This is a genomic window from Pseudomonas sp. AC532 (genome assembly GCF_979258965.1).
Map to the genome: position 1 here is coordinate 4467192 of NZ_OZ409888.1, position 18870 is coordinate 4486061.

Below are 18870 nucleotides of genomic sequence, written 5' to 3' on the forward strand. Positions count from 1 at the left end.
AAGCGATACCCGGGGCAGTTATCAGTGGGAACGGATGGGGCGCGTAGTCCATGTGCTTGAAAATCGCGGGCATGGACTGGGCGTCCCCGCCCGCTCCCACAGGTACTGCCAGGCTAAAGACCGCCCCCGGGTATCGCTGCGCTCAACCCAGGCTACGCGAGAACTGCGCAAGATTGTTCAAGACAGCCGGGGCAGGGCGGGCTAGCCTCACTCGCTCCCTGTCGCCTGCAGGCGATTTTTCAGTCAAGCGATGAGCCGATGTCCCGATACCAAGAATTCTTTCAGGGCTTGCGCGACATGCTGCCCATGCTGCTCGGCGCGATGCCGTTCGGCATCATCTATGGCAGCCTGGCCGGTGCTGCCGGGCTCGATGCCTGGCAGACCATCGGCATGTCGGTGCTGGTATTCGCCGGCTCCGCGCAATTCATTGCCGTCAGCCTGCTGACCGGCGGCGCCACGCTGGCGGTGCTGTGGCTGACTACCCTGGTGGTGAACCTGCGCCATGCGTTGTACAGCGCCACCTTGCAGCCATTCGTACGCCACCTGCCGAAGCGCTGGCGGGTGCCGCTGGCATTCTGGCTGACCGACGAAGCTTTCGCTGTGGTGCAGCAGCGCTATTCGCGAACCGATACGTCGCCACACAAGCACTGGTATTTTCTCGGCGCGGGGCTGGCCATGTACGTCAACTGGATCGGCTGCACGCTGATCGGTCTGCTGTTCGGCCAGGCCGTGCCGAACCTCGCTGCCTGGGGCCTGGATTTCGCCATGATCGCCACCTTCGTCGGCATCGTCGTGCCGATGCTGCACAACCGCCCCCAGGTTGCCGCAGCGCTGGTGGCTGCGGTCACCGCCCTGATCTTTCATGGCCTGCCCTACAAACTCGGCCTGCTGGCCGCAGCCTTTGCCGGCATCGTGGTGGGTGTATTGCTCGAGCGCCTCCAGGCGCCGCTGCGGGAGGAGCCTTGCTGATGGACAACTGGATTCTGATCCTGGGCATGCTGGCGATCACCTTCGCCACGCGCTACAGCCTGTTCGCCTTTCCCGACCTGCGCTTCCCCCAGGCGGTGCGCCAGGCCCTGCATTACGTCCCGACCGCAGTGCTTACCGCCATCGTGGTACCGGCCATGTTGCTGCCCGACGGGCGCACCTGGGCGCTGAGCTGGGACAACGCCTACCTGCTGGCGGGCCTGGCGACCATCGCCATCGCCGTGGTGACCCGCCATCTGCTGGCGACCATCGGTGGCGGGCTGGTGATTTTCTTCGTGCTGCGCTGGGCGCTGGGGCAACTACCGATCTGACGTGGGTGGGATTATTCCACTTATCGAAATGAAGTAGTGCCAACAACGCGTATTCCTCAAAACAGCATCGGGTCGCAAGCTGGTCGTACGGATCGGGGTTCTCCCGGCCCACCATCGACGAGGAGCCGACCCATGAGAATCCATCACGTCACGCTGTCCGGCCATGCCCATCGCGCCGTTCTGTTCGCCTCGCTGCTTGGCCTCAAGCCCGAACTGATAGAGGTCGACCTCGCTGCGGGTGAACACAAGCAGCCTGAGTTTCTGGCGCTCAACCCGTTCGGTCAGGTGCCGGTGCTGGAGGACGATGGTGTGGTCGTCGCCGACTCCAACGCCATCCTGGTCTACCTCGCCAAGAAAACCGGGCGCACCGACTGGCTGCCGGAAGACCCCGCTGGTGCGGCGGCGGTGCAGCGCTGGCTGTCCGTGGCCGCTGGCGAACTGGCTTACGGGCCGTGTGCGGCGCGCCTGATCACGGTATTCGGCCATGACTTCAACGCCGAGGAAGTGATCGCCCGTGCCCACGTGCTGCTCGCCCGCCTGGAACGTCACCTGACCGGTCGCCAGTGGCTGGCCGCCGATCACCCGACCATCGCCGATGTGGCGCTGTACAGCTATCTGGCCCGTGCGCCGGAGGGCAACGTCGACCTGTCTGCCTATGCACAGGTCAGGGCCTTCCTGGCACGCATCGAGGCGTTGCCGGGTTTCGTCGCGATGCCGAGAGCGCTGCCGGGCTGACCGCCAACGCCTAAGAACCTGTTCATGATCTTGCAGCCCAGATTCGCCGATTTTGGCAGCTAAGTGGCGAAAGCAGCCGTTCGGTGATTCATTGTGGGAACGGGCCATGCCCGTGATTTTTCGCGGGCATGGCCCGCTCCCACAGTCGTAGGGTGGACGACGCCTTACCTACGCGGCCCGACCCGTCCACCGCTCTGCGATCGCAATGGTGGATGAAAAGAGCGTCATCCACCCTACGGCTGCTACTGCCTTGTAGCTGCTACTTCAGGCGCATAAAGATCGTGAACAGGCTCTAAGCAGCCACACCGCCGTTGCCGCCACCGGGAGAACCGCCATGACCGATCTTGCGAAAGTGCCTGCCACCTGGCATCCGGGTGAAACCTTCATCCAGGAAAAACTCGGCGTCGCCGAGCGGATGGCCGCGGTCGGCAAGCGTGTGGTGCGCGACTTCATGCCCGACCAGCACCGCGAGTTTTACGCCCAGTTGCCGTTCATCGTACTGGGCAGCGTGGACGCAGAAGACGCCGCCTGGGCCGGCATGCTCGAAGGGGCGGCTGGTTTCATGGCATCGCCGACGCCCACCGCGCTGGATATCGCTGCCCGTCCGCACCCGGCTGATCCTGTCGCGCAGGGCATGGGCGAGGGCGCGGCGCTTGGCTTGCTGGGTATCGAGCTGCACACTCGCCGGCGCAACCGCATGAATGGTGTGGTGGCGGCCGGTACTCAGGGCCTGCGGGTGAACGTCGAGCAGAGCTTCGGTAACTGCCCGCGCTACATACAGCAACGCGATTTCACCTTCGCCCGTGATCCGGCGACACCGTTCGCTGGTGAGGTCGAGGCGTTGCCGGCGCTGGATGCCGCAGCTCGGGCATTGATCGAAGGGGCGGATACCTTTTTCGTGGCTACCTATGCCGATGTCGAGGGGCACCGCCAGGTCGATGTCTCGCATCGCGGCGGCAATACCGGCTTCGTGCGTGTCGACGCGGATGGCACCCTGACCATCCCGGACTTTAACGGCAACCTGTTCTTTTCCACCTTGGGCAACATCGTGCTCAACGGCAAAGCCGGCCTGCTATTCGTGGATTTCGCCACGGGTGACGTGCTGCAACTGAGCGGCGCGGCGGAGCTCGTTTTCGACTCACCGGAGATCGCTGCATTCCAGGGCGCCGAGCGGCTGTGGAGGTTTCGGGCGCGGCGTATCGTGCGCCGTCCGGGCGCAGTGGCCTTGCGCTGGGCGCTGGGTCGCGATGGTTGGGCGGACAGTTCGCTGCTGACCGGCAACTGGCAGCAGGCTGCCGACCGGCTGCGTGCTGCGCAGTACGCCACGCAATGGCGAACGCTGCGGGTGTCGCGCATCGTCGAGGAAAGCCGGTCGATCCGTTCGCTGCACCTCGAACCGCTCGATGGCGCCGGGCTGCTGCCGCACCTGGCGGGCCAGCATCTACCGATCCGGGTGCAGCTTGGCGCGGATGAAAAGCCGCTCATACGCACCTACACCCTGTCGGTCGCGCCGTCCGATGGCACCTACCGGATCAGCGTCAAGCGCGAAGGACGGGTGTCGCAGTTTCTCCATGATCAACTGCGTGAGGGCGACCTGATCGAAGCCCGCGCGCCAGCCGGTGCGTTCACCCTCGACGCGCAGGAGCATCGCCCGCTGGTGCTGCTGGCCGGTGGCATCGGCATCACGCCGATGCTGGCGATGCTGCGTCATGTGGTTTACGAAGGCTGGCGCCAGCAGCGCATCAGGCCGGTCACGCTGTTCTACGCCGCCCGCTCGAAAGCCGAGCGCGCCTTCGACCGTGAGCTCGCTGACCTGGTCGCCGCCGCCCAGGGTGCCGTCAGGCTGGTGCGTGTGCTCAGCGATACGCGTGGCGCTGAACCGGGCATCGATTACGACACGGCAGGGCGCATCGACATGGCGCTGCTGAGCCGTTTTCTGGCCTTTGACGATTACGCCTTCTACCTGTGCGGGCCGCCGCCGTTCACCCAGGGCCTGTACGATGGCTTACGCGATTACAGCATCGCTGACCGGCGCATCCATGCCGAAGGTTTCGGCCCGGCGTCCCTGGTGCGTAGCCGTGAACAACCGGTGGCCGCTGCCGTCATGTTGCCGCCGGCTAACGAGCCGGTACCGGTGCTGTTCACCGAGTCGCTGAAGGAAGGACGCTGGACGCCGGGCTCCGGCACCTTGCTGGAACTGGCCGAGGCACGTGGCCTGGAGCCGGAATTCAGTTGCCGCGAAGGCTCCTGCGGAACCTGCAAAACTCGGTTGCTGAAAGGCGCGGTGAGTTACCTGAAGCAACCTGCCGCCAAGCTCGACGACAACGAAGTGCTGATCTGCTGTGCAGTACCGGCGCAGCCGCAAGGCGCCGATGATGAGCGCCTCGAACTGGCGCTCTGATATTCACCCCCAACCGGTTTTCCCAACCCAAGCAAGGAGTTGTGCCATGTCGCGCCCACCGCTGCCGCCGTTCGACGAGCAATCCGCCATCGAAAAAGTACGTCTGGCCGAAGACGGCTGGAACAGCCGCGACGCCGCCAAGGTGGCGCAGGCCTATACGGTCGATACCCACTGGCGCAACCGCGTCGAGTTCGTCACCAATCGGGCCGAGGCCGAAGCATTCCTGACCCGCAAATGGAACCGCGAACTCGACTATCGGCTAATCAAGGAGCTGTGGGCTTTTACCGGTAACCGTATCGCCGTGCGCTACGCCTACGAGTACCGCGACGACAACGGACAGTGGTTCCGCGCCTACGGCAACGAGAACTGGGCGTTCGCAGATGACGGCCTGATGCGCACACGCCACGCCAGCATCAACGAAAAGCCGATCACCGAGGCCGAGCGCACATTTCACTGGCCGTTGGGGCGTCGCCCGGATGATCATCCGAGCCTCAGTGACTTCGGTTTCTGAGTAGCGGGGCGCCATCGTCCGAGGGTCTGGGGTTGCTTGAGGATTTGGAGGCAGAAGCAGATAGCTGCATTCTCCCTGTGGGAGCGGGCCGTGCCCGCGATTTTTCGCGCATGGCGCGCTCCCACAAAAAGCGCGTCGACGACAGCTATCGCAATACCTCGCAAGGAGCAGGCTGCAGGGTGGAGGACGCTTCACCTACGCGGCCCGACCCATCCACCGCTCTGCAATCGCAATGGTGGACAAAAAGAGCGTTGTCCACCCTACGGTGGGAGCAGATGGTGTCGCCACGTTCCTGTCACTGGTCGATTTCGCGAACCAGTCTTGAATGATCGAGAGCAGGTTCTGAATACGCAGTCGCATCGCCTCTCGGCAGCCATCGGATACGGCATACTCCCTTCGCTGCGCCACTAGCGCAGCCAACGCTCAAGCAGAGGAACGACAGGCAGATGGACCGTTGGCAGGCGATGCGAGTCTTTGTGAAAGTCGCGGAAACCGGCAGTTTCGCCAGCACCGCGCGGCAGATGCACATGAGCGCGCCGGCGGTGACGCGCATCGTCGCCGGCCTCGAAGATCTGATCGGTGCCCGGCTGCTGGTGCGCACCACGCGCTCGGTGAAGACCACCGATGCGGGCAGCCGTTACCTGCAGGATTGCCGGCGCATTCTCGGCGATATCGCTGAAGCGGAACTGGCCGCCGCCGGTCATTACGCCGAGCCCTCTGGCAGCCTGGCCGTGACCGCGGCGTCGATGTTCGGCCATCTGCACGTGCTGCCGTTGGTGCTCGATTATCTGGATGCCTACCCGGGTATGCACGCGCGTACTTTTTTCGTCGACCGCCCGGTGAATATCGTCGATGAAGGTATCGACGTGGCGGTCCGTATCGGCCACTTGGCAGACTCGGGCTTCACCGCCATTCAGGTCGGTTCGGTGCGGCGGGTCATTTGCGCCGCGCCGTCCTACCTGGAAACGTACGGCGTACCGATGACCCCGGCCGAGCTGAAACACCACCGCATCGTCGTCTCGCAAAGCGCCTGGGCTTCGCCGGAGTGGCGCTTCGCCGAGGGGCAAAGGGTGCTCGTCGATCCTGTGCTGCAGTCCAACACCAACGAATCGGCCATCGCCACCGCTCGCGCCGGCTGGGGGCTGACCCGGGTGTTGCACTATCAGGTCGGCGCGGCGTTGCAGGAGGGCACGCTGCAGGTCGTGCTGGATGCTTTCGAGGAGCCGCCTTTGCCGATCCACGTGCTGTACCCGCAGGGCCGCCAGGCGCCGGCCAAGGTGCGAGCATTCGTTGATCTTGCGGTGGCTCGGCTGCGTGGCAATCCGCTGTTCAACTGAAAAGGTGCCGCGCTCGACAAAAATGCCCGGAGCTGTGGCTTTGCCCGCACAGTTGCAGTCCAATGCTCAGCGAATCATCCATAGGGAAGGTCTCGATGAGCCAGCAATCGCAATTCGCCCTGCTGAAAAGCCGGCGCTTCCTGCCGTTCTTCATCACTCAGCTGCTGGGTGCATTCAACGACAACATCTTCAAGCAGTCGCTGATCCTCGCCATCCTCTTCAAGCTCAGCCTCGACACGGACCGCGACCTGCTGGTCAACGTGGCGGCCATGCTGTTCATCCTGCCATTCTTTCTGTTTTCCGCGCTCGGCGGCCAGTTCGGCGAGAAATTCGCGAAAGACTGGCTGATCCGCCGGCTGAAGTTCTTCGAGATTTTCATCATGCTGGTCGGCGGCCTTGGCGTGCTGCTTGGCAGCCTGCCACTGATGCTCGGCGTGCTGTTCACCATGGGCCTGCAGTCGGCGCTGTTCGGCCCGGTGAAGTACTCGATCCTGCCTCAGGCGCTGAAACCCGAGGAGTTGGTGGGCGGTAATGCGCTGGTGGAAATGGGCACTTTTCTGGCGATCCTGGCGGGTACCATCGGCGCCGGCATCATGCTCACCAGCAGCCACTACAGCGTGATCGTCGCCACCTCGGTGGTGCTGGTGGCGGTGCTCGGCTACCTGTCGGCGCGGGCCATTCCGCGGGCCGAGGCCGCACTGCCGACGCTGGCGCTGGACTGGAACCTCCTGCGGCAGACCTGGCTGACCCTGCGCATGGGCCTGATGCAGCCCAAGGCGGTGTCGCGCTCGCTGGTCGGCAACTCCTGGTTCTGGTTCCTCGGCGCGGTGTACCTGACGCAGATTCCCGCTTATTCCAAGGAGTGGCTGCACGGCGACGAGAGCGTGGTCACGCTGATTCTCACCGTGTTTTCGGTGGGCATCGCCCTGGGCTCGATGCTTTGCGAGCGCATGAGCGGGCGCAAGGTGGAGATCGGCCTGGTGCCGTTCGGCTCCATCGGCCTGTCGCTGTTCGGCATTCTGCTCTGGTGGGCCTCGGGCGGCGTGCCGCAACAAGCGCAGCCGCACAACTGGCTGGCGCTGCTGGGCTACGGCCACGCCTGGTGGGTGATGGGGTCGATTCTGGGTATTGGCATATTCGGTGGTTTCTACATCGTGCCGCTGTATGCCCTGATCCAGTCGCGGACCGCCGAAAACGAGCGCGCCAGGGTGATCGCCGCCAATAACATCCTCAATGCCCTGTTCATGGTGGTGTCCGCGCTGGTGTCGATCCTTTTTCTCAGCGTGGCAGGGCTGTCGATCCCGCAACTGTTCCTGGTCATCTCGTTGATGAACGTGGCGGTCAACAGCTACATCTTCAAGATCGTCCCTGAATTCACCATGCGCTTCCTGATCTGGCTGCTCGGCCACTCGATGTACCGGGTGTCGCACAAGGGGCTGGATGCCATCCCCGATGAAGGGCCGGCGGTGCTGGTATGCAACCACGTGTCGTTCGTCGATGCGCTGCTGATCGGCGGCGCGGTACGCCGGCCCATCCGTTTCGTCATGTACTACAAGATTTACAACCTGCCGGTGCTCAACTTCATCTTCCGCACCGCCGGAACCGTGCCGATTGCCGGGCGCAACGAGGATTTGCTGGTGTTCGATGCGGCGTTCAAACGCATCGGCGAATACCTGCGCGACGGCGAACTGGTGTGCATTTTTCCGGAAGGCAAACTGACCGCCGACGGCGAGATCGATGCGTTCAAGGCCGGCGTCGAGCGCATCCTTCAGGACTATCCGGTACCGGTGATTCCCATGGCCCTGGGCGGTTTGTGGGGCAGTTTCTTCAGCCGTGACCCGCACAAGCGCCCGTTCCGGCGTTTCTGGTCTCGAGTGGAACTGGTAGCCGGCGCGCCGATCGACGCGACGGCGGCCACGCGGGAGGTGCTGCAGGCAGAGGTGGCAGCCTTGCGAGGTAACAGGCGCTGAGGGGCGTCTGCGCCGAGCGACAGGGCCCGCCAATTGGCGGGCCCTGTGGTTTCAGGTGTGGCTGAGCTTGAGACCGATCAGGCCGCAGATGATCAATACCACGCTGAGCAGGCGCGTCAGCGCCATCGATTCGCCGAACAGGATGATGCCGGCGATGACCGTGCCCACGGCGCCGATGCCCGTCCAGATGGCATAGGCGGTGCCCAGGGGCAGTTCCTTCATCGCCAGGCCGAGCAGGGCCAGGCTGATCGCCATGGCCGCGACCGTCAGCAGGGTGGGGAGGGGGCGGGTGAAACCGTCGGTGTATTTCAGGCCAACGGCCCAGCCGACCTCGAACAGGCCGGCGAAGAACAGGATGATCCAGGACATGCAGCGATTCCACTGTGGGTGGGGTCGTCCCCGGCAGCCACGCACGAGGCCCGGGGTCGTCCCCGGCGTGCCCCACTATTGTGCATGAAGCGCCTGTCACGGAACACCGCGATCAGTCCTGTCTGTCGTCCTTCATGCGCCGATAAAGCGTTGCCAGCAAGGGCCCCGAGAGGTTGTGCCAGACACTGAACAGCGCGCTCGGTACGGCCGCCAGCGGCGAGAAATGCGCGCTGGCCAGTGCTGCGCCCAGCCCGGAATTCTGCATGCCGACCTCGATGGACAGCGTCTTGCGCTGCGCCAGCGGCATGCCGCTGAGCACGCCGGCCAGGTAACCAAGGCCCAGCCCGAGACCGTTGTGCAGGATCACCACGGCCATGATCAACAGCCCGGATTCGGCGATTTTCGCCTGGCTGGCGGCAACCACCGCGGCAACGATGGCGACGATGGAGACCACCGAGACCAGTGGCAGTACCTCGACCGCCAACCTGACCCGCGGGCCAAGCAGGCGCTGGGCGACCAGGCCGAGAATGATCGGCAGCAGCACCATCTGCAGGATCGAGCTGAACATCGCCCAGAACGACACCGGCAGCCATTCGGAAGCCAGCAGCCAGATCAGTGCCGGGGTGACGATAGGCGCCATCAGGGTGGTCACCGCGGTGATGCCGACCGAGAGCGCCAGATCGCCCCTGGCGAACCAGGTAATGACGTTCGAGGCCGTACCGCCCGGGCAGCAGCCCACCAGGATGACCCCTACGGCAATTTCCGGCGGCAGGGCGAACAGCCTGCACAGCAGCCAGGCCAGCAGCGGCATGATGATGAATTGCGCCAGCACGCCGATCAGCACGCGCACCGGGTGTCGGGCCACCTCACGGAAGTCTTCGGTCTTGAGGGTCAGGCCCATGCCAAACATGATCAGCCCGAGCAGCGGCACGATCCACGCCGTGAGCGGGAGAAATGCACCGGGGATCAGAAACGCCAGCACGGCGAACAGCAGAACCCAGATGGCGAAGGTGTTGCCGACGAAGCGGCTGAGGGCGATCAGGGCGGACATGACAGGGATTCCGTAATGACAGGTAGCTGGCTGCGAAGTGGCAAGAACCGCGGAGCCGGTAATTGGATGCTGCAGCGATGTCAGCGGCAAAGCTCAGGCCCGCGCGAGGCAGCCCGGGACGTCGCATGCAGCAGGTAAGCATAGCGGTGGACGGATAAGGCGCCGTCCACCCTACGCGAATGCGCTATATCAAATACCCTGAGGGGTGTCTTCGCCGCCCAGTGCTTCGAACAGTGCCGGCAGGAACTCGATCAGGGTCAGCATCATCAGCGTGAAGCTGGCGTCCTGCTGGCTGAGGTCGTCGTCGCCACCATCCTGCTCGGCCTGTTCCTGCAGCAGGTCTTCGAATTTCAGGCGCTTGACCACCAGCTTGTCATCGAGCACGAAGGACAGTTTGTCCTGCCAGGCCAGGGACAGCTGGGTCACCTGCTTGCCGGAGCTCATGTGCAGTTGCACTTCCTCACCGGTCAGGTCCTGGCGCTTGCAGCGCACGATGCCGCCGTCTTCGTGGGTGTCGCGCAGCTCGCATTCGTCCAGCACGTGGAAGTCGGCCGCGGCCTGCTGAGCCTTGACCCAGTCGGTCATGGTCGCGCTCGGGGCGATCTTCACGGTCAGCGGGCGTACTGGCAGCGAGCCGATGGCTTCACGCAGGGTGGACAGCAGGTCTTCGGCACGCTTCGGGCTGGAGGCGTTGACGATGATCAGTCCCTGGGCCGGTGCGATGGCAGCGAAGGTCGCCGACTTGCGGATGAAGGCGCGTGGCAGGAAGGCCTGGACGATTTCGTCCTTGATCTGCTCGCGTTCCTTCTTGTAGACCTTGCGCATCTGCTCGTTTTCGATCTCGTCGACCTTTTCCTTCACGGCGTCCTTGACGACGCTGCCGGGCAGGATGCGTTCTTCCTTACGTGCCGAAATCAGCAGGAAGCCCTGGCTCTCATGCACCAGCGGGGCATCCTCGCCCTTGCCGAATGGGGCGACGAAGCCATAGGTGGCCAGTTCCTGGCTGGCACATGGGCGTGCGGGCTTGGCAGCCAGCGCGGTTTCCAGCGTTTCGGTGGCGAAGTTGACGTCCTGGGTGAGGCGGTAGACCAGCAGGTTGCGAAACCACATGAGCGGGGTGTCTCCAGTTAGCGGATGCGCGCGTGGCGCGCAGAAAATCGACAATTCGGGCGCGAGGCCTCTGCGTAGGCAGGGCATGGGCAGTGTGGCGGCAGCTCGGCAAATGCGCCGCGCGACGTTCAGACCAGCGCGAGGGCGCATTATTCCTTCCGGCGGCTGATTAGGCCAACCCTGTATCGAGGCCGGCGGATATTTATGGGCTGAAACCGTGATGATTCCTAAGCCTTTGGAACACCGATAATTTTTTTTCGCCGAGGGGGTTGCCAAGGTTCAGGTCGCTCTCTAGAATGCGCCCCACTTCGAGAGTGAAGGGTGATTAGCTCAGCCGGGAGAGCATCTGCCTTACAAGCAGAGGGTCGGCGGTTCGATCCCGTCATCACCCACCAATCGAGGTATGCGCAGCGGTAGTTCAGTCGGTTAGAATACCGGCCTGTCACGCCGGGGGTCGCGGGTTCGAGTCCCGTCCGCTGCGCCATATATCGCTTCCAGGGCCCACTGAACACCCGGAAGCAACGTAAAAAAGCGCCCTAGGGCGCTTTTTTCGTTTCTGCGTTTCGGTCACGCCCCGGTTGGCTCGCGGAACTGCCTGCAGCCAACCGGAAACGCCGCCTAGATGGCGCCGGGGCGAAACGGCGGCTCGTCGTCGTCGAGGTCTTCGAAGCCGTCGGTCATGTTTGGAATGTCGTAGGGCTCGGGCTCGTCCTTGCGGCTGGTGCCGAGAATGCCCACCACGGCACCGAGTGCCAGGCCTGCAGCGGCGAACGCCCATGGCCGGCGGTGCAGCGCATCGTTCAGCGTGCCGGCACCGTGTTTAACCTGATCCTTCACCGTCTGTGCTCCGTCCGCCAGGTCGTGCAGCTTCTGTCTGGCTGCATGGGTGCTTTGGTGGAGGGCTTGCTTGGCTTCACGCAGCGCGTCGGCGAGAGACTCGTGGTCGTCCGGTACGGCATGGTCGTCCACAGGTTGCGGGCGCGCGCGGGTCTGCTCGATGGCCAGCCAGGCGAGGCCGATGGCGGTCATGGCCACCGGTAGCGGGTTGGCCTTGAGGGTCTGCCCCAGGCGCTCGGCGATTTCCAGGCCGCCACTGTCACGCCCGTAGGCGAGGGCCTGATCGATCAGGCGTTGTGGCTTCAGGCGCGCTTCGACGTCATCTATCAGTCCGTCGATGCGGCTGCGTTGCTGGTCGATTTCCTGCTCCAGCAGCTCGGGAGATTTCAGCGATTCGGCAGCGATGGTGCTGTGAGTACTCATGACATTTGCCTCTGCACGGCTTCCTTGTCCTTCTGCAAGGAATCCAGGGTGCGTTCGGGGGTGAGTTGAGAAGGGGCGAATTTCTGCTGGCCGATCTTGAGCATGATCAGGCCGATGACGATGACCACCACGCCGACGATCAGCGCCGCCAGCCACGGAGCGACGACCGTGCTCAAGCCATAGACGGCGGAGAGCAGCAGCATCAGCACGCCGCACAGCAGTACGATGGCACCGCCAGCGACGGCGGCGATGCCGGTCTTGGTGGCCTGCAGGGAGGCGTTCAGCTCGACCTTGGCCAGGGCCAGTTCCTTGGTGAACAGCGTCTGCACTTCACGGGTCAGCTGACGCAACAGACCAAGCAGGGAGGGTTCCACAGCGGGTTGGCGCGGGTCTTCGTTCATCACAAGGCTCCTTTTCGCAGGTGTCCATCCACAGCGCGCTCACGCTTGCTCAGCAACTGGCTGAGCGCTAGACCACAGGCCAGGCCACCGGCAGCCAGCCAGAACGGATGGCTGTGCGCGAAGCGCTCGACGCGGTGCGCAGCATGGCCGCGGGCGTTGTTCAGGGCATCGCGCAGCAGGGCCAGTTGGCGGGTTGCGTCACGCAGGCGATCCGGCGACTGAGCGCTGTCCAGGTTTTCCAGATCGGCGATGGTCGAACGCGCCATGTTCGCCAGTGCCTCCAGCTCATCCGTATGCGCCTGGTCGGCCTGGATGCGGGCACGCAGCCGCTCTTCGGCATTCTGCTGCCAGTGCCCGGAAATGAGGGTAGGCGGCCGCTTGTGCGGTCGTTCGTGGTTGTCGTTATCCATGTGACTACACCTGTTCATGCTGGAAAGGGCTGTACGTCTCGGCTCAGCGGCTCTGCTCGCGGCTGGCGTATTCATCTGCAACGGCCGTGTTGATGTCGATATCCACCGGTACCGGGGTGACTGGCGTGATCGGTGCCGACGGTGCGGCCGCGACCGGGGCGGCGCGCGTGCGGTCGGCCAGCTCCTCGGCCATCAATACCAGTTCCTGCAGGCGTTGCACGCGTGCACGCAGGTAGCGGATCTCTTCCAGCGGATCATCCATTGCACTTTTAACACTGCAATGCCCGCTGAGCCCGCGTAGCAGCAGCAAACTGCCAACGCTCAACTGGCGATTGCCCACCTGGCCCGGCTTGCCGGCGCCCAGCGCCGCGAACAGCAGGCCGCCGCCGATGGACAGCAGGCGTTCCCAGCCTCTTACATTCTGGCGCAGGGGCTGCTGTCGAGCGGGTTGCGATTGGGGTTCAAAGGCGACCATGGGTTCACTCCTGGCTGGTTGTGGATGATTGACGGGCGTGCGGCCTCATACGGGATCGGGCTGCGGCTTGGCCGGCAATACATCGTTGTCCGGTTCATGGGGATGGCCGAGAGGCGCGGGTTCGGCTGGCGTGTCCAGTGCGCCGGGCACCTGGGTGGGGTCCTCGCTGGGTACTCGCTGGCTCATAATGCGTCTCCGGTGTGTGCTCTACGTGGTTTGAGGGTGGTGGGCGCTGCATGTTCGATCTTTTTGCCGAGAAGCCGGTGCAGGTCGTCAGCCCGCCTGGGCGGGCTGCCACAGGCGCAGCGGCCTGTCGGCAGAAACCTTAAACCTCTGCCGAGCGGGCCCGGTCAAGATTCCTGCACCCTGCGGTCGATCCGCAGGGGCAGACCGGTCGCGCACGCTGACGCCGCGTGGCAACTCCATCCATGTCGGTCCGCTTAGGGCCTGAACTTCGAGCGAGTTTTCCATGAGCATGACAGTCGCAGATTTCATCGTCGAACGCCTCTATCAATGGGGCGTTCGACGCATTTATGGCTACCCGGGCGATGGCATCAACGGCGTGTTCGGCGCGCTGGCCAGGGCCGATTGCAAGATTCGCTTCATCCAGGCCCGACATGAGGAAATGGCGGCCTTCATGGCCGCCGCCGATGCCAAGTTTTCCGGCGATCTGGGCGTGTGCATCGCCACATCGGGGCCGGGGGCCGCCCACCTGTTAACCGGCCTGTATGACGCGCGCATGGACCACATGCCGGTGCTGGCCATCGTCGGCCAGCAGGCGCGCAATTCGCTGGGCGGGCATTACCAGCAGGAAGTCGACCTGCTGTCGATGTTCAAGGACGTTGCGGGTGCCTTCGTGCAGCAGGCCAGCTCGCCTGCCCAGGTGCGTCACCTGGTGGACCGCAGCATCCGCACCGCACTGGGGGACCGCCGGGTAACCGCGATGATCCTGCCCAACGACCTGCAGGACCTGCCCTACCAGGAACCGCCCCGCGAGCACGGTACCCTGCATTCCGGGGTCGGCTACAGCCGGCCGCGCATACTGCCGTACGCGGATGATCTGGCGCGCGCCGCCGAGGTGCTCAATGCCGGCAAGAAAGTGGCGATTCTGGTGGGTGCCGGTGCGTTGGGCGCCAGCCAGGAAGTGGCGCAGATTGCCGATGTGCTCGGCGCGGGCGTCGCCAAGGCGCTGCTCGGCAAGGCGGTACTGCCCGATGACCTGCCCTGGGTCACCGGCTCCATTGGGTTGCTTGGCACCAAGCCGAGCTACCAGTTGATGAACGAGTGCGACACCTTGCTTATGATTGGCTCGGGCTTTCCCTACGCCGAATTCCTGCCCAAGGAAGGCCAGGCGCGTGGCGTGCAGATCGACATCCAGGCGGACATGCTCGGCCTGCGTTACCCGATGGAGGTCAACCTCCAGGGCGACTCCGCGGAGACCCTGCGCGCTTTGCTGCCATTGCTCGAACGCAAGACGCTGCGCACCTGGCGCAAACGTGTCGAGCGCTGGACCGGGCAGTGGCAAACCACGCTTCAGCGCCGCGCCATGGCCTCGGCTGATCCGATCAATCCCCAGCGTGTCGCCTTCGAACTGTCGCCGCGCCTGCCGGATCGCGCGGTGGTCACCTGCGACTCGGGTTCCTGCGCCAACTGGTTCGCCCGGGATGTGAAGATTCGCGAAGACATGCTCTGCTCGCTGTCTGGCGGGCTAGCGTCGATGGGCGCTGCAGTGCCCTATGCCATCGCGGCCAAGTTCGCCCACCCGGATCGCCCGGTGGTGGCGCTGGTCGGTGACGGCGCGATGCAGATGAACAACATGGCCGAACTGATCACCGTCGCCAAATACTGGCAGCAGTGGCAGGACAAGTGCTGGATCTGCGCGGTGTTCAACAACGAAGACCTCAACCAGGTGACCTGGGAACAGCGCGCCATGGAAGGGGATCCGAAATTCCCGGCGTCCCAGGACATCCCCAACGTCGCTTATCACCGCTTCGCCGAATCGATCGGCCTCAAAGGCATTTATGTCGACCGTGAGGAAGATGTCGCCGGTGCCTGGGAAGAGGCGCTGGCGTCGGATCGGCCGGTGCTGATCGAGTTCAAGACCGACCCGGATGTGCCGCCATTGCCGCCGCATGTCAGCCTGGCTCAGGCCAAGACCTTCGCGTCGACGCTGTGGCAAGGCGACCCGAACCAACGCGGCATCATTCGTCAGGCCACCAAGCAGGTGCTGGGCTCGATCCTGCCCGGCAAGGCGCGCCGCTAGCGGTCAGCCGGCGCGGAGCTGCGCATGCCAGTGGGGCAGGCGCAGCAGGGCGAAGCGTGCGGCGTCGTCGAGCACCTGTGAGCGTCCGCCCTCGAAGTGTTCTGTGCTGGAGTACAACTCGATGGCGCCCGATTCACGACGAAACGCCCAGGCGAAGCACACCGTGCCGGGCGGGATGTCGCCCTGGGCGTCCGGGCCGGCCACTCCAGTGGTGGCCACCGCGACGTTGGCCGGGCTGCCTTGCAGCGCACCGCTGGCCATTTCCCGTGCGATTTCCTCGCTGGTCAGATTGAAGGCATCCAGAGTTTCCTGGCGAACCCCGAGCAGGCGCTTCTTGGCGGCGGGTGAGTACACCACGTGGCCACTGTCCAGGCATTCGCCGCTGCCGGGAATCTTCGCCAGTACGGCGACGATCATGCCCGCCGTGCAGGATTCGGCCGTGGTCAGGTACAGCTTGTGCTCGCGCAGGTAATCGAGCAGCGCTTCGATACGGTGCATAAGAGTTTCCTGTTGTTTCCGCTGACATGAATATCGAGGGGCCTGCAGGCCAGCAGGTGCGGGGATTCTGATCAGCGGCGCCATCCTTCGCCCGCCGCACGGCCCGCGCGCTTTACATGAACTCTGCCGCTTGTCAGCCAGTCAGGTGCTACAGGCTCAGGAGGTAAACCCATGCACATTTCATTGAAGGATCAGGTTGCTCTCGTCACGGGCGCCAGCTCGGGCATCGGCGCCGCATCGGCCAAGGCATTGGCCGATGCGGGGGCGGCGGTGGTGCTCAACTATCGCTCCGGTCGAGAGGCCGCCGAGCAACTGGCGGACGAGATTCGTGGTGCGGGCGGCCAGGCTGTTGCAGTCGGTGCCGACGTGTCCAGCGAGAAGGACGTCGAGGCGCTGTTCGCGGCAGCGATTGACGCATTCGGCCGCCTGGACATCCTGCTGGCCAATTCCGGCATGCAGCGCGATGCGCCGACCGTGGACATGAGCCTGGAGGACTGGAACCAGGTGCTGCAGGTCAACCTCACTGGGCAATTCTTGTGCGTACGGGCCGCTTTGCGCCAGTTCGCCCGGCAGGACATTCGCGAGGAGGTATCGCGGGCCGCCGGCAAGATCATCCAGATGAGCTCCGTGCACCAGCTGATCCCCTGGGCCGGGCGCGCCAACTATGCCGCTTCCAAGGGCGGACTGGATCTGTTGATGCGCAGTGTTGCGCAGGAGGTCGGCGAACAGCGCATCCGCGTTAACGCCATTGCCCCTGGCGCCATCCGCACGGCGATCAACCGTGAGGCAACCGAAGGCGAGGCGGCCAAGGCCCTGCTCGAACTGATTCCCTACGGGCGCATCGGCGACGCCCAGGACATCGCCAACGCGGTGGTCTGGCTGGCGTCCGATGCGGCCGATTACGTGCACGGCACGACGCTGTTCATCGACGGCGGCATGAGCCTCTATCCGGAGTTTCGCGACAATGGCTGATATACAGGCACGACAGATGCCCATCGAGGCCCACGGCATCATTGGTGACATGCGCAGCGCCGCACTGGTCGCCGATAGTGGCTGCGTAGATTTTTTGTGCTGGCCGGACTTCGACAGCCCGTCGATTTTCAGCGCGCTGCTCGATAGCCCCGAAGCGGGCGTCTTCCAGCTCGCTCCGGATCTGCCGCGTGCGCGCCGCCAGCAGCTCTACCTGCCGGATACCAACGTGCTGCAAACGCGCTGGCTGGACGACCAGGCGGTGGTGGAATGCACCGACCTGATGCCGATCAATACCGACGCCGATGATCATCCTCGGCTGATTCGTCGCATTCAGGTGGTCTCCGGCCGCGCGCTAATCCGCATGCGCTGCCGGGTGCGCCACGATTACAGCCGTGCCGACACCGAGGCGCACAGTGACGGGCACGATGTGGTGTTTCACGCACCGGGTCAGCCCAGCCTGCGTCTTTCTTCCAGCCGGCCGCTGATGGTCGACCGGCACTGCGGGGTCGCCGAATTCGAGCTGCAGGAAGGCGAACACGCCGAGTTCGTGCTGGGTGCGCTGGATGATCCGCTGGTCGCCGCTGGCGCCTGCGAGCATTGCCTCCAGGAAACGCTTACCTACTGGCGGCGCTGGATCAAGCAGTCCAACTACCAGGGGCGCTGGCGCGAGATGGTTCATCGCTCGGCGCTGGCGCTCAAACTGCTGACCTCGCGCAAGCACGGCGGCATCATTGCGGCGGCGACCTACGGCCTGCCGGAAGCGCCGGGCGGGGAGCGCAACTGGGATTACCGCTACGCCTGGATTCGCGACGCCTCGTTCACCGTGTATGCGTTCATGCGCCTGGGGTTCTCCGAGGAGGCCAACGCCTTCATGCGCTGGGTGCGCGAGCGTGTCGACGACTGCTCGGAAACCCCGGCGCACCTGCGCATTCTTTACAGCCTGGAAGGCCAGCATCATCTGCCGGAAACCTCCCTCGACCATCTCTCGGGGCATGGCGGCGCACGCCCGGTGCGTATCGGCAACGAAGCGCACGAGCAGGTCCAGCTGGACATCTTCGGCGAGCTGCTGGATGCCGTGTATCTCGCCAACAAGTACGGCGAGGCGATCTCCCATGATGGCTGGCGGCATGTGGTGGGGATCGTCGATCAGGTCTGCGACAGCTGGCAGCAGAAGGACGTCGGCATCTGGGAAATCCGTGGCGAGGAGCAGCATTTCCTGCATTCACGGCTGATGTGTTGGGTGGCGCTGGATCGGGCCATTCGCCTGGCGGAAAAACGGTCGTTACCTGCACCGTTCGCGCGCTGGAACGATCAGCGCCAGGCCATTCACGATGACATCTGGAACAATTTCTGGGATGACGAGTGCGGCCACTTCGTACAGCGCATCGGTTGCCAGGATGTCGACGGCTCGATGCTGCTGATGCCCCTGATGCGTTTCGTGGCGGCGACCGACCCGCGCTGGCTGGCGACCCTGGAGGCCATCGAAAGGCAGCTGGTGCGTGACGGTATGGTCTATCGCTATCGCACCGACGATGGCCTGGAAGGCGAGGAGGGCTCGTTCGTGGCCTGCTCGTTCTGGTACGTCGAGTGCCTGGCACGAGCGGGCCGCACCGAGCAGGCGCACCTGGAGTTCGAGCAACTGCTTCGCTACGCCAATCCGCTGGGGCTGTATGCCGAGGAGCTCGACCGCCGCGGCCACCATCTGGGCAACACGCCCCAGGCGCTGAGCCACCTGGCGCTGATCAGTGCCGCCAGCTTTCTCAACCACAAGCTCAGTGGCGAACGCACGACCTGGCAACCTTGAGCGCG

General features: G+C 64.3%; 19 protein-coding genes and 2 tRNA genes. 12 read left to right on the forward strand and 9 right to left on the reverse strand.

The window, feature by feature from the left end:
- Nucleotides 1–258: 258 nt before the first annotated feature.
- From ACZ0AV_RS20720 to ACZ0AV_RS20750, 7 genes are all read left to right on the forward strand, one after another.
- Complete coding sequence (locus ACZ0AV_RS20720; protein ID WP_499152764.1) at nt 259–969, forward strand: AzlC family ABC transporter permease; 711 nt, start codon at nt 259–261, stop codon at nt 967–969.
- Nucleotides 969–1298 (forward strand): AzlD domain-containing protein, encoded by a 330-nt coding sequence (locus tag ACZ0AV_RS20725; protein WP_499152765.1) that lies wholly within the window; start codon nt 969–971, stop codon nt 1296–1298. The genes ACZ0AV_RS20720 and ACZ0AV_RS20725 overlap by 1 nt, the downstream gene beginning before the upstream one ends.
- A gap of 132 nt (nt 1299–1430) precedes the next feature.
- On the forward strand, nt 1431–2033 hold the full coding sequence (locus ACZ0AV_RS20730; protein ID WP_499152766.1) for a glutathione S-transferase family protein: 603 nt from the start codon (nt 1431–1433) through the stop codon (nt 2031–2033).
- A 334-nt stretch (nt 2034–2367) separates the two neighbouring features.
- Nucleotides 2368–4434, forward strand: a complete 2067-nt coding sequence (locus tag ACZ0AV_RS20735; RefSeq protein ID WP_499152767.1) for a 2Fe-2S iron-sulfur cluster-binding protein — start codon at nt 2368–2370, stop codon at nt 4432–4434.
- A 46-nt stretch (nt 4435–4480) separates the two neighbouring features.
- On the forward strand, nt 4481–4945 hold the full coding sequence (locus ACZ0AV_RS20740) for a nuclear transport factor 2 family protein (RefSeq protein ID WP_499152768.1): 465 nt from the start codon (nt 4481–4483) through the stop codon (nt 4943–4945).
- A 446-nt stretch (nt 4946–5391) separates the two neighbouring features.
- The gene (locus ACZ0AV_RS20745; RefSeq protein ID WP_499152769.1) at nt 5392–6282 is read left to right on the forward strand and encodes a LysR family transcriptional regulator; all 891 of its coding nucleotides are present in this window, start codon (nt 5392–5394) and stop codon (nt 6280–6282) included.
- A 95-nt stretch (nt 6283–6377) separates the two neighbouring features.
- Nucleotides 6378–8252 (forward strand): MFS transporter, encoded by a 1875-nt coding sequence (locus ACZ0AV_RS20750; RefSeq protein WP_499152770.1) that lies wholly within the window; start codon nt 6378–6380, stop codon nt 8250–8252.
- 51 nt (nt 8253–8303) lie between these two features.
- On the opposite strand, the gene sugE is transcribed toward ACZ0AV_RS20750, so the two are convergent.
- The 3 genes from sugE to rdgC all read right to left on the reverse strand — a co-directional run bounded on the left by sugE (nt 8304) and on the right by rdgC (nt 10782).
- Entirely contained in the window at nt 8304–8621 is a 318-nt protein-coding gene (sugE, locus tag ACZ0AV_RS20755; RefSeq protein WP_499152771.1) for a quaternary ammonium compound efflux SMR transporter SugE, read from the reverse strand.
- 112 nt (nt 8622–8733) lie between these two features.
- Nucleotides 8734–9672, reverse strand: coding sequence for a bile acid:sodium symporter family protein (locus tag ACZ0AV_RS20760; protein ID WP_499152772.1), 939 nt, complete (start codon nt 9670–9672; stop codon nt 8734–8736).
- Nucleotides 9673–9861: 189 nt separating this feature from the next.
- Entirely contained in the window at nt 9862–10782 is a 921-nt protein-coding gene (gene rdgC / locus ACZ0AV_RS20765) for a recombination-associated protein RdgC (protein WP_499152773.1), read from the reverse strand.
- 319 nt (nt 10783–11101) lie between these two features.
- Here rdgC and ACZ0AV_RS20770 point away from each other — a divergent pair.
- Together ACZ0AV_RS20770 and ACZ0AV_RS20775 are read left to right on the forward strand one after the other, a co-directional pair.
- Nucleotides 11102–11177 (forward strand) — tRNA-Val (locus ACZ0AV_RS20770).
- 12 nt (nt 11178–11189) lie between these two features.
- A tRNA-Asp gene (locus ACZ0AV_RS20775) sits at nt 11190–11266 on the forward strand.
- Between the two features lie 134 nt (nt 11267–11400).
- Here ACZ0AV_RS20775 and ACZ0AV_RS20780 read toward each other — a convergent pair.
- Genes ACZ0AV_RS20780 through ACZ0AV_RS20800 form a run of 5 tightly spaced genes read right to left on the reverse strand, consistent with a single transcriptional unit; the run spans nt 11401 to nt 13514 of the window.
- Complete coding sequence (locus ACZ0AV_RS20780; protein ID WP_499152774.1) at nt 11401–12042, reverse strand: DUF3618 domain-containing protein; 642 nt, start codon at nt 12040–12042, stop codon at nt 11401–11403.
- Complete coding sequence (locus ACZ0AV_RS20785; protein WP_499152775.1) at nt 12039–12443, reverse strand: phage holin family protein; 405 nt, start codon at nt 12441–12443, stop codon at nt 12039–12041. Before ACZ0AV_RS20785 ends, ACZ0AV_RS20780 begins: the two co-directional genes overlap by 4 nt.
- A complete protein-coding gene (locus ACZ0AV_RS20790) occupies nt 12443–12853 on the reverse strand; it encodes a hypothetical protein (protein ID WP_499152776.1) in 411 nt (136 codons plus the stop codon). The genes ACZ0AV_RS20785 and ACZ0AV_RS20790 overlap by 1 nt, the downstream gene beginning before the upstream one ends.
- 43 nt (nt 12854–12896) lie before the next feature.
- A complete protein-coding gene (locus tag ACZ0AV_RS20795) occupies nt 12897–13328 on the reverse strand; it encodes a hypothetical protein (RefSeq protein ID WP_499152777.1) in 432 nt (143 codons plus the stop codon).
- 45 nt (nt 13329–13373) lie between these two features.
- Entirely contained in the window at nt 13374–13514 is a 141-nt protein-coding gene (locus tag ACZ0AV_RS20800; RefSeq protein ID WP_499152778.1) for a hypothetical protein, read from the reverse strand.
- A gap of 283 nt (nt 13515–13797) precedes the next feature.
- Here ACZ0AV_RS20800 and ACZ0AV_RS20805 point away from each other — a divergent pair, with 283 nt between their 5' ends.
- Nucleotides 13798–15591, forward strand: coding sequence for a thiamine pyrophosphate-requiring protein (locus tag ACZ0AV_RS20805; RefSeq protein WP_499152779.1), 1794 nt, complete (start codon nt 13798–13800; stop codon nt 15589–15591).
- A gap of 3 nt (nt 15592–15594) precedes the next feature.
- Here ACZ0AV_RS20805 and ACZ0AV_RS20810 read toward each other — a convergent pair whose 3' ends face one another.
- The gene (locus ACZ0AV_RS20810; RefSeq protein WP_499152780.1) at nt 15595–16089 is read right to left on the reverse strand and encodes a CinA family protein; all 495 of its coding nucleotides are present in this window, start codon (nt 16087–16089) and stop codon (nt 15595–15597) included.
- A gap of 171 nt (nt 16090–16260) precedes the next feature.
- Between ACZ0AV_RS20810 and ACZ0AV_RS20815 the strand changes: the two genes are divergently transcribed.
- Together ACZ0AV_RS20815 and ACZ0AV_RS20820 are read left to right on the forward strand one after the other, a co-directional pair.
- Nucleotides 16261–17061, forward strand: coding sequence for a glucose 1-dehydrogenase (locus tag ACZ0AV_RS20815; RefSeq protein ID WP_499152781.1), 801 nt, complete (start codon nt 16261–16263; stop codon nt 17059–17061).
- A complete protein-coding gene (locus ACZ0AV_RS20820) occupies nt 17054–18865 on the forward strand; it encodes a glycoside hydrolase family 15 protein (RefSeq protein ID WP_499152782.1) in 1812 nt (603 codons plus the stop codon). Before ACZ0AV_RS20815 ends, ACZ0AV_RS20820 begins: the two co-directional genes overlap by 8 nt.
- The last annotated feature ends 5 nt before the right edge of the window (nt 18866–18870 follow it).

Excerpts from the sequence above, each read along its gene's own strand:
- ACZ0AV_RS20810 (WP_499152780.1), bottom strand. The coding sequence starts at position 16,089 with ATGCACCGTATCGAAGCGCTGCTCGATTACCTGCGCGAGCACAAGCTG.
- ACZ0AV_RS20760 (WP_499152772.1), bottom strand. The coding sequence starts at position 9,672 with ATGTCCGCCCTGATCGCCCTCAGCCGCTTCGTCGGCAACACCTTCGCC.
- ACZ0AV_RS20730 (WP_499152766.1), top strand. The coding sequence starts at position 1,431 with ATGAGAATCCATCACGTCACGCTGTCCGGCCATGCCCATCGCGCCGTT.
- ACZ0AV_RS20820 (WP_499152782.1), top strand. The coding sequence starts at position 17,054 with ATGGCTGATATACAGGCACGACAGATGCCCATCGAGGCCCACGGCATC.
- ACZ0AV_RS20745 (WP_499152769.1), top strand. The coding sequence starts at position 5,392 with ATGGACCGTTGGCAGGCGATGCGAGTCTTTGTGAAAGTCGCGGAAACC.
- ACZ0AV_RS20800 (WP_499152778.1), bottom strand. The coding sequence starts at position 13,514 with ATGAGCCAGCGAGTACCCAGCGAGGACCCCACCCAGGTGCCCGGCGCA.
- ACZ0AV_RS20805 (WP_499152779.1), top strand. The coding sequence starts at position 13,798 with ATGAGCATGACAGTCGCAGATTTCATCGTCGAACGCCTCTATCAATGG.
- ACZ0AV_RS20725 (WP_499152765.1), top strand. The coding sequence starts at position 969 with ATGGACAACTGGATTCTGATCCTGGGCATGCTGGCGATCACCTTCGCC.
- ACZ0AV_RS20750 (WP_499152770.1), top strand. The coding sequence starts at position 6,378 with ATGAGCCAGCAATCGCAATTCGCCCTGCTGAAAAGCCGGCGCTTCCTG.
- rdgC (WP_499152773.1), bottom strand. The coding sequence starts at position 10,782 with ATGTGGTTTCGCAACCTGCTGGTCTACCGCCTCACCCAGGACGTCAAC.
- ACZ0AV_RS20795 (WP_499152777.1), bottom strand. The coding sequence starts at position 13,328 with ATGGTCGCCTTTGAACCCCAATCGCAACCCGCTCGACAGCAGCCCCTG.
- ACZ0AV_RS20780 (WP_499152774.1), bottom strand. The coding sequence starts at position 12,042 with ATGAGTACTCACAGCACCATCGCTGCCGAATCGCTGAAATCTCCCGAG.
- ACZ0AV_RS20735 (WP_499152767.1), top strand. The coding sequence starts at position 2,368 with ATGACCGATCTTGCGAAAGTGCCTGCCACCTGGCATCCGGGTGAAACC.
- ACZ0AV_RS20790 (WP_499152776.1), bottom strand. The coding sequence starts at position 12,853 with ATGGATAACGACAACCACGAACGACCGCACAAGCGGCCGCCTACCCTC.
- ACZ0AV_RS20740 (WP_499152768.1), top strand. The coding sequence starts at position 4,481 with ATGTCGCGCCCACCGCTGCCGCCGTTCGACGAGCAATCCGCCATCGAA.
- ACZ0AV_RS20785 (WP_499152775.1), bottom strand. The coding sequence starts at position 12,443 with ATGAACGAAGACCCGCGCCAACCCGCTGTGGAACCCTCCCTGCTTGGT.
- sugE (WP_499152771.1), bottom strand. The coding sequence starts at position 8,621 with ATGTCCTGGATCATCCTGTTCTTCGCCGGCCTGTTCGAGGTCGGCTGG.
- ACZ0AV_RS20720 (WP_499152764.1), top strand. The coding sequence starts at position 259 with ATGTCCCGATACCAAGAATTCTTTCAGGGCTTGCGCGACATGCTGCCC.
- ACZ0AV_RS20815 (WP_499152781.1), top strand. The coding sequence starts at position 16,261 with ATGCACATTTCATTGAAGGATCAGGTTGCTCTCGTCACGGGCGCCAGC.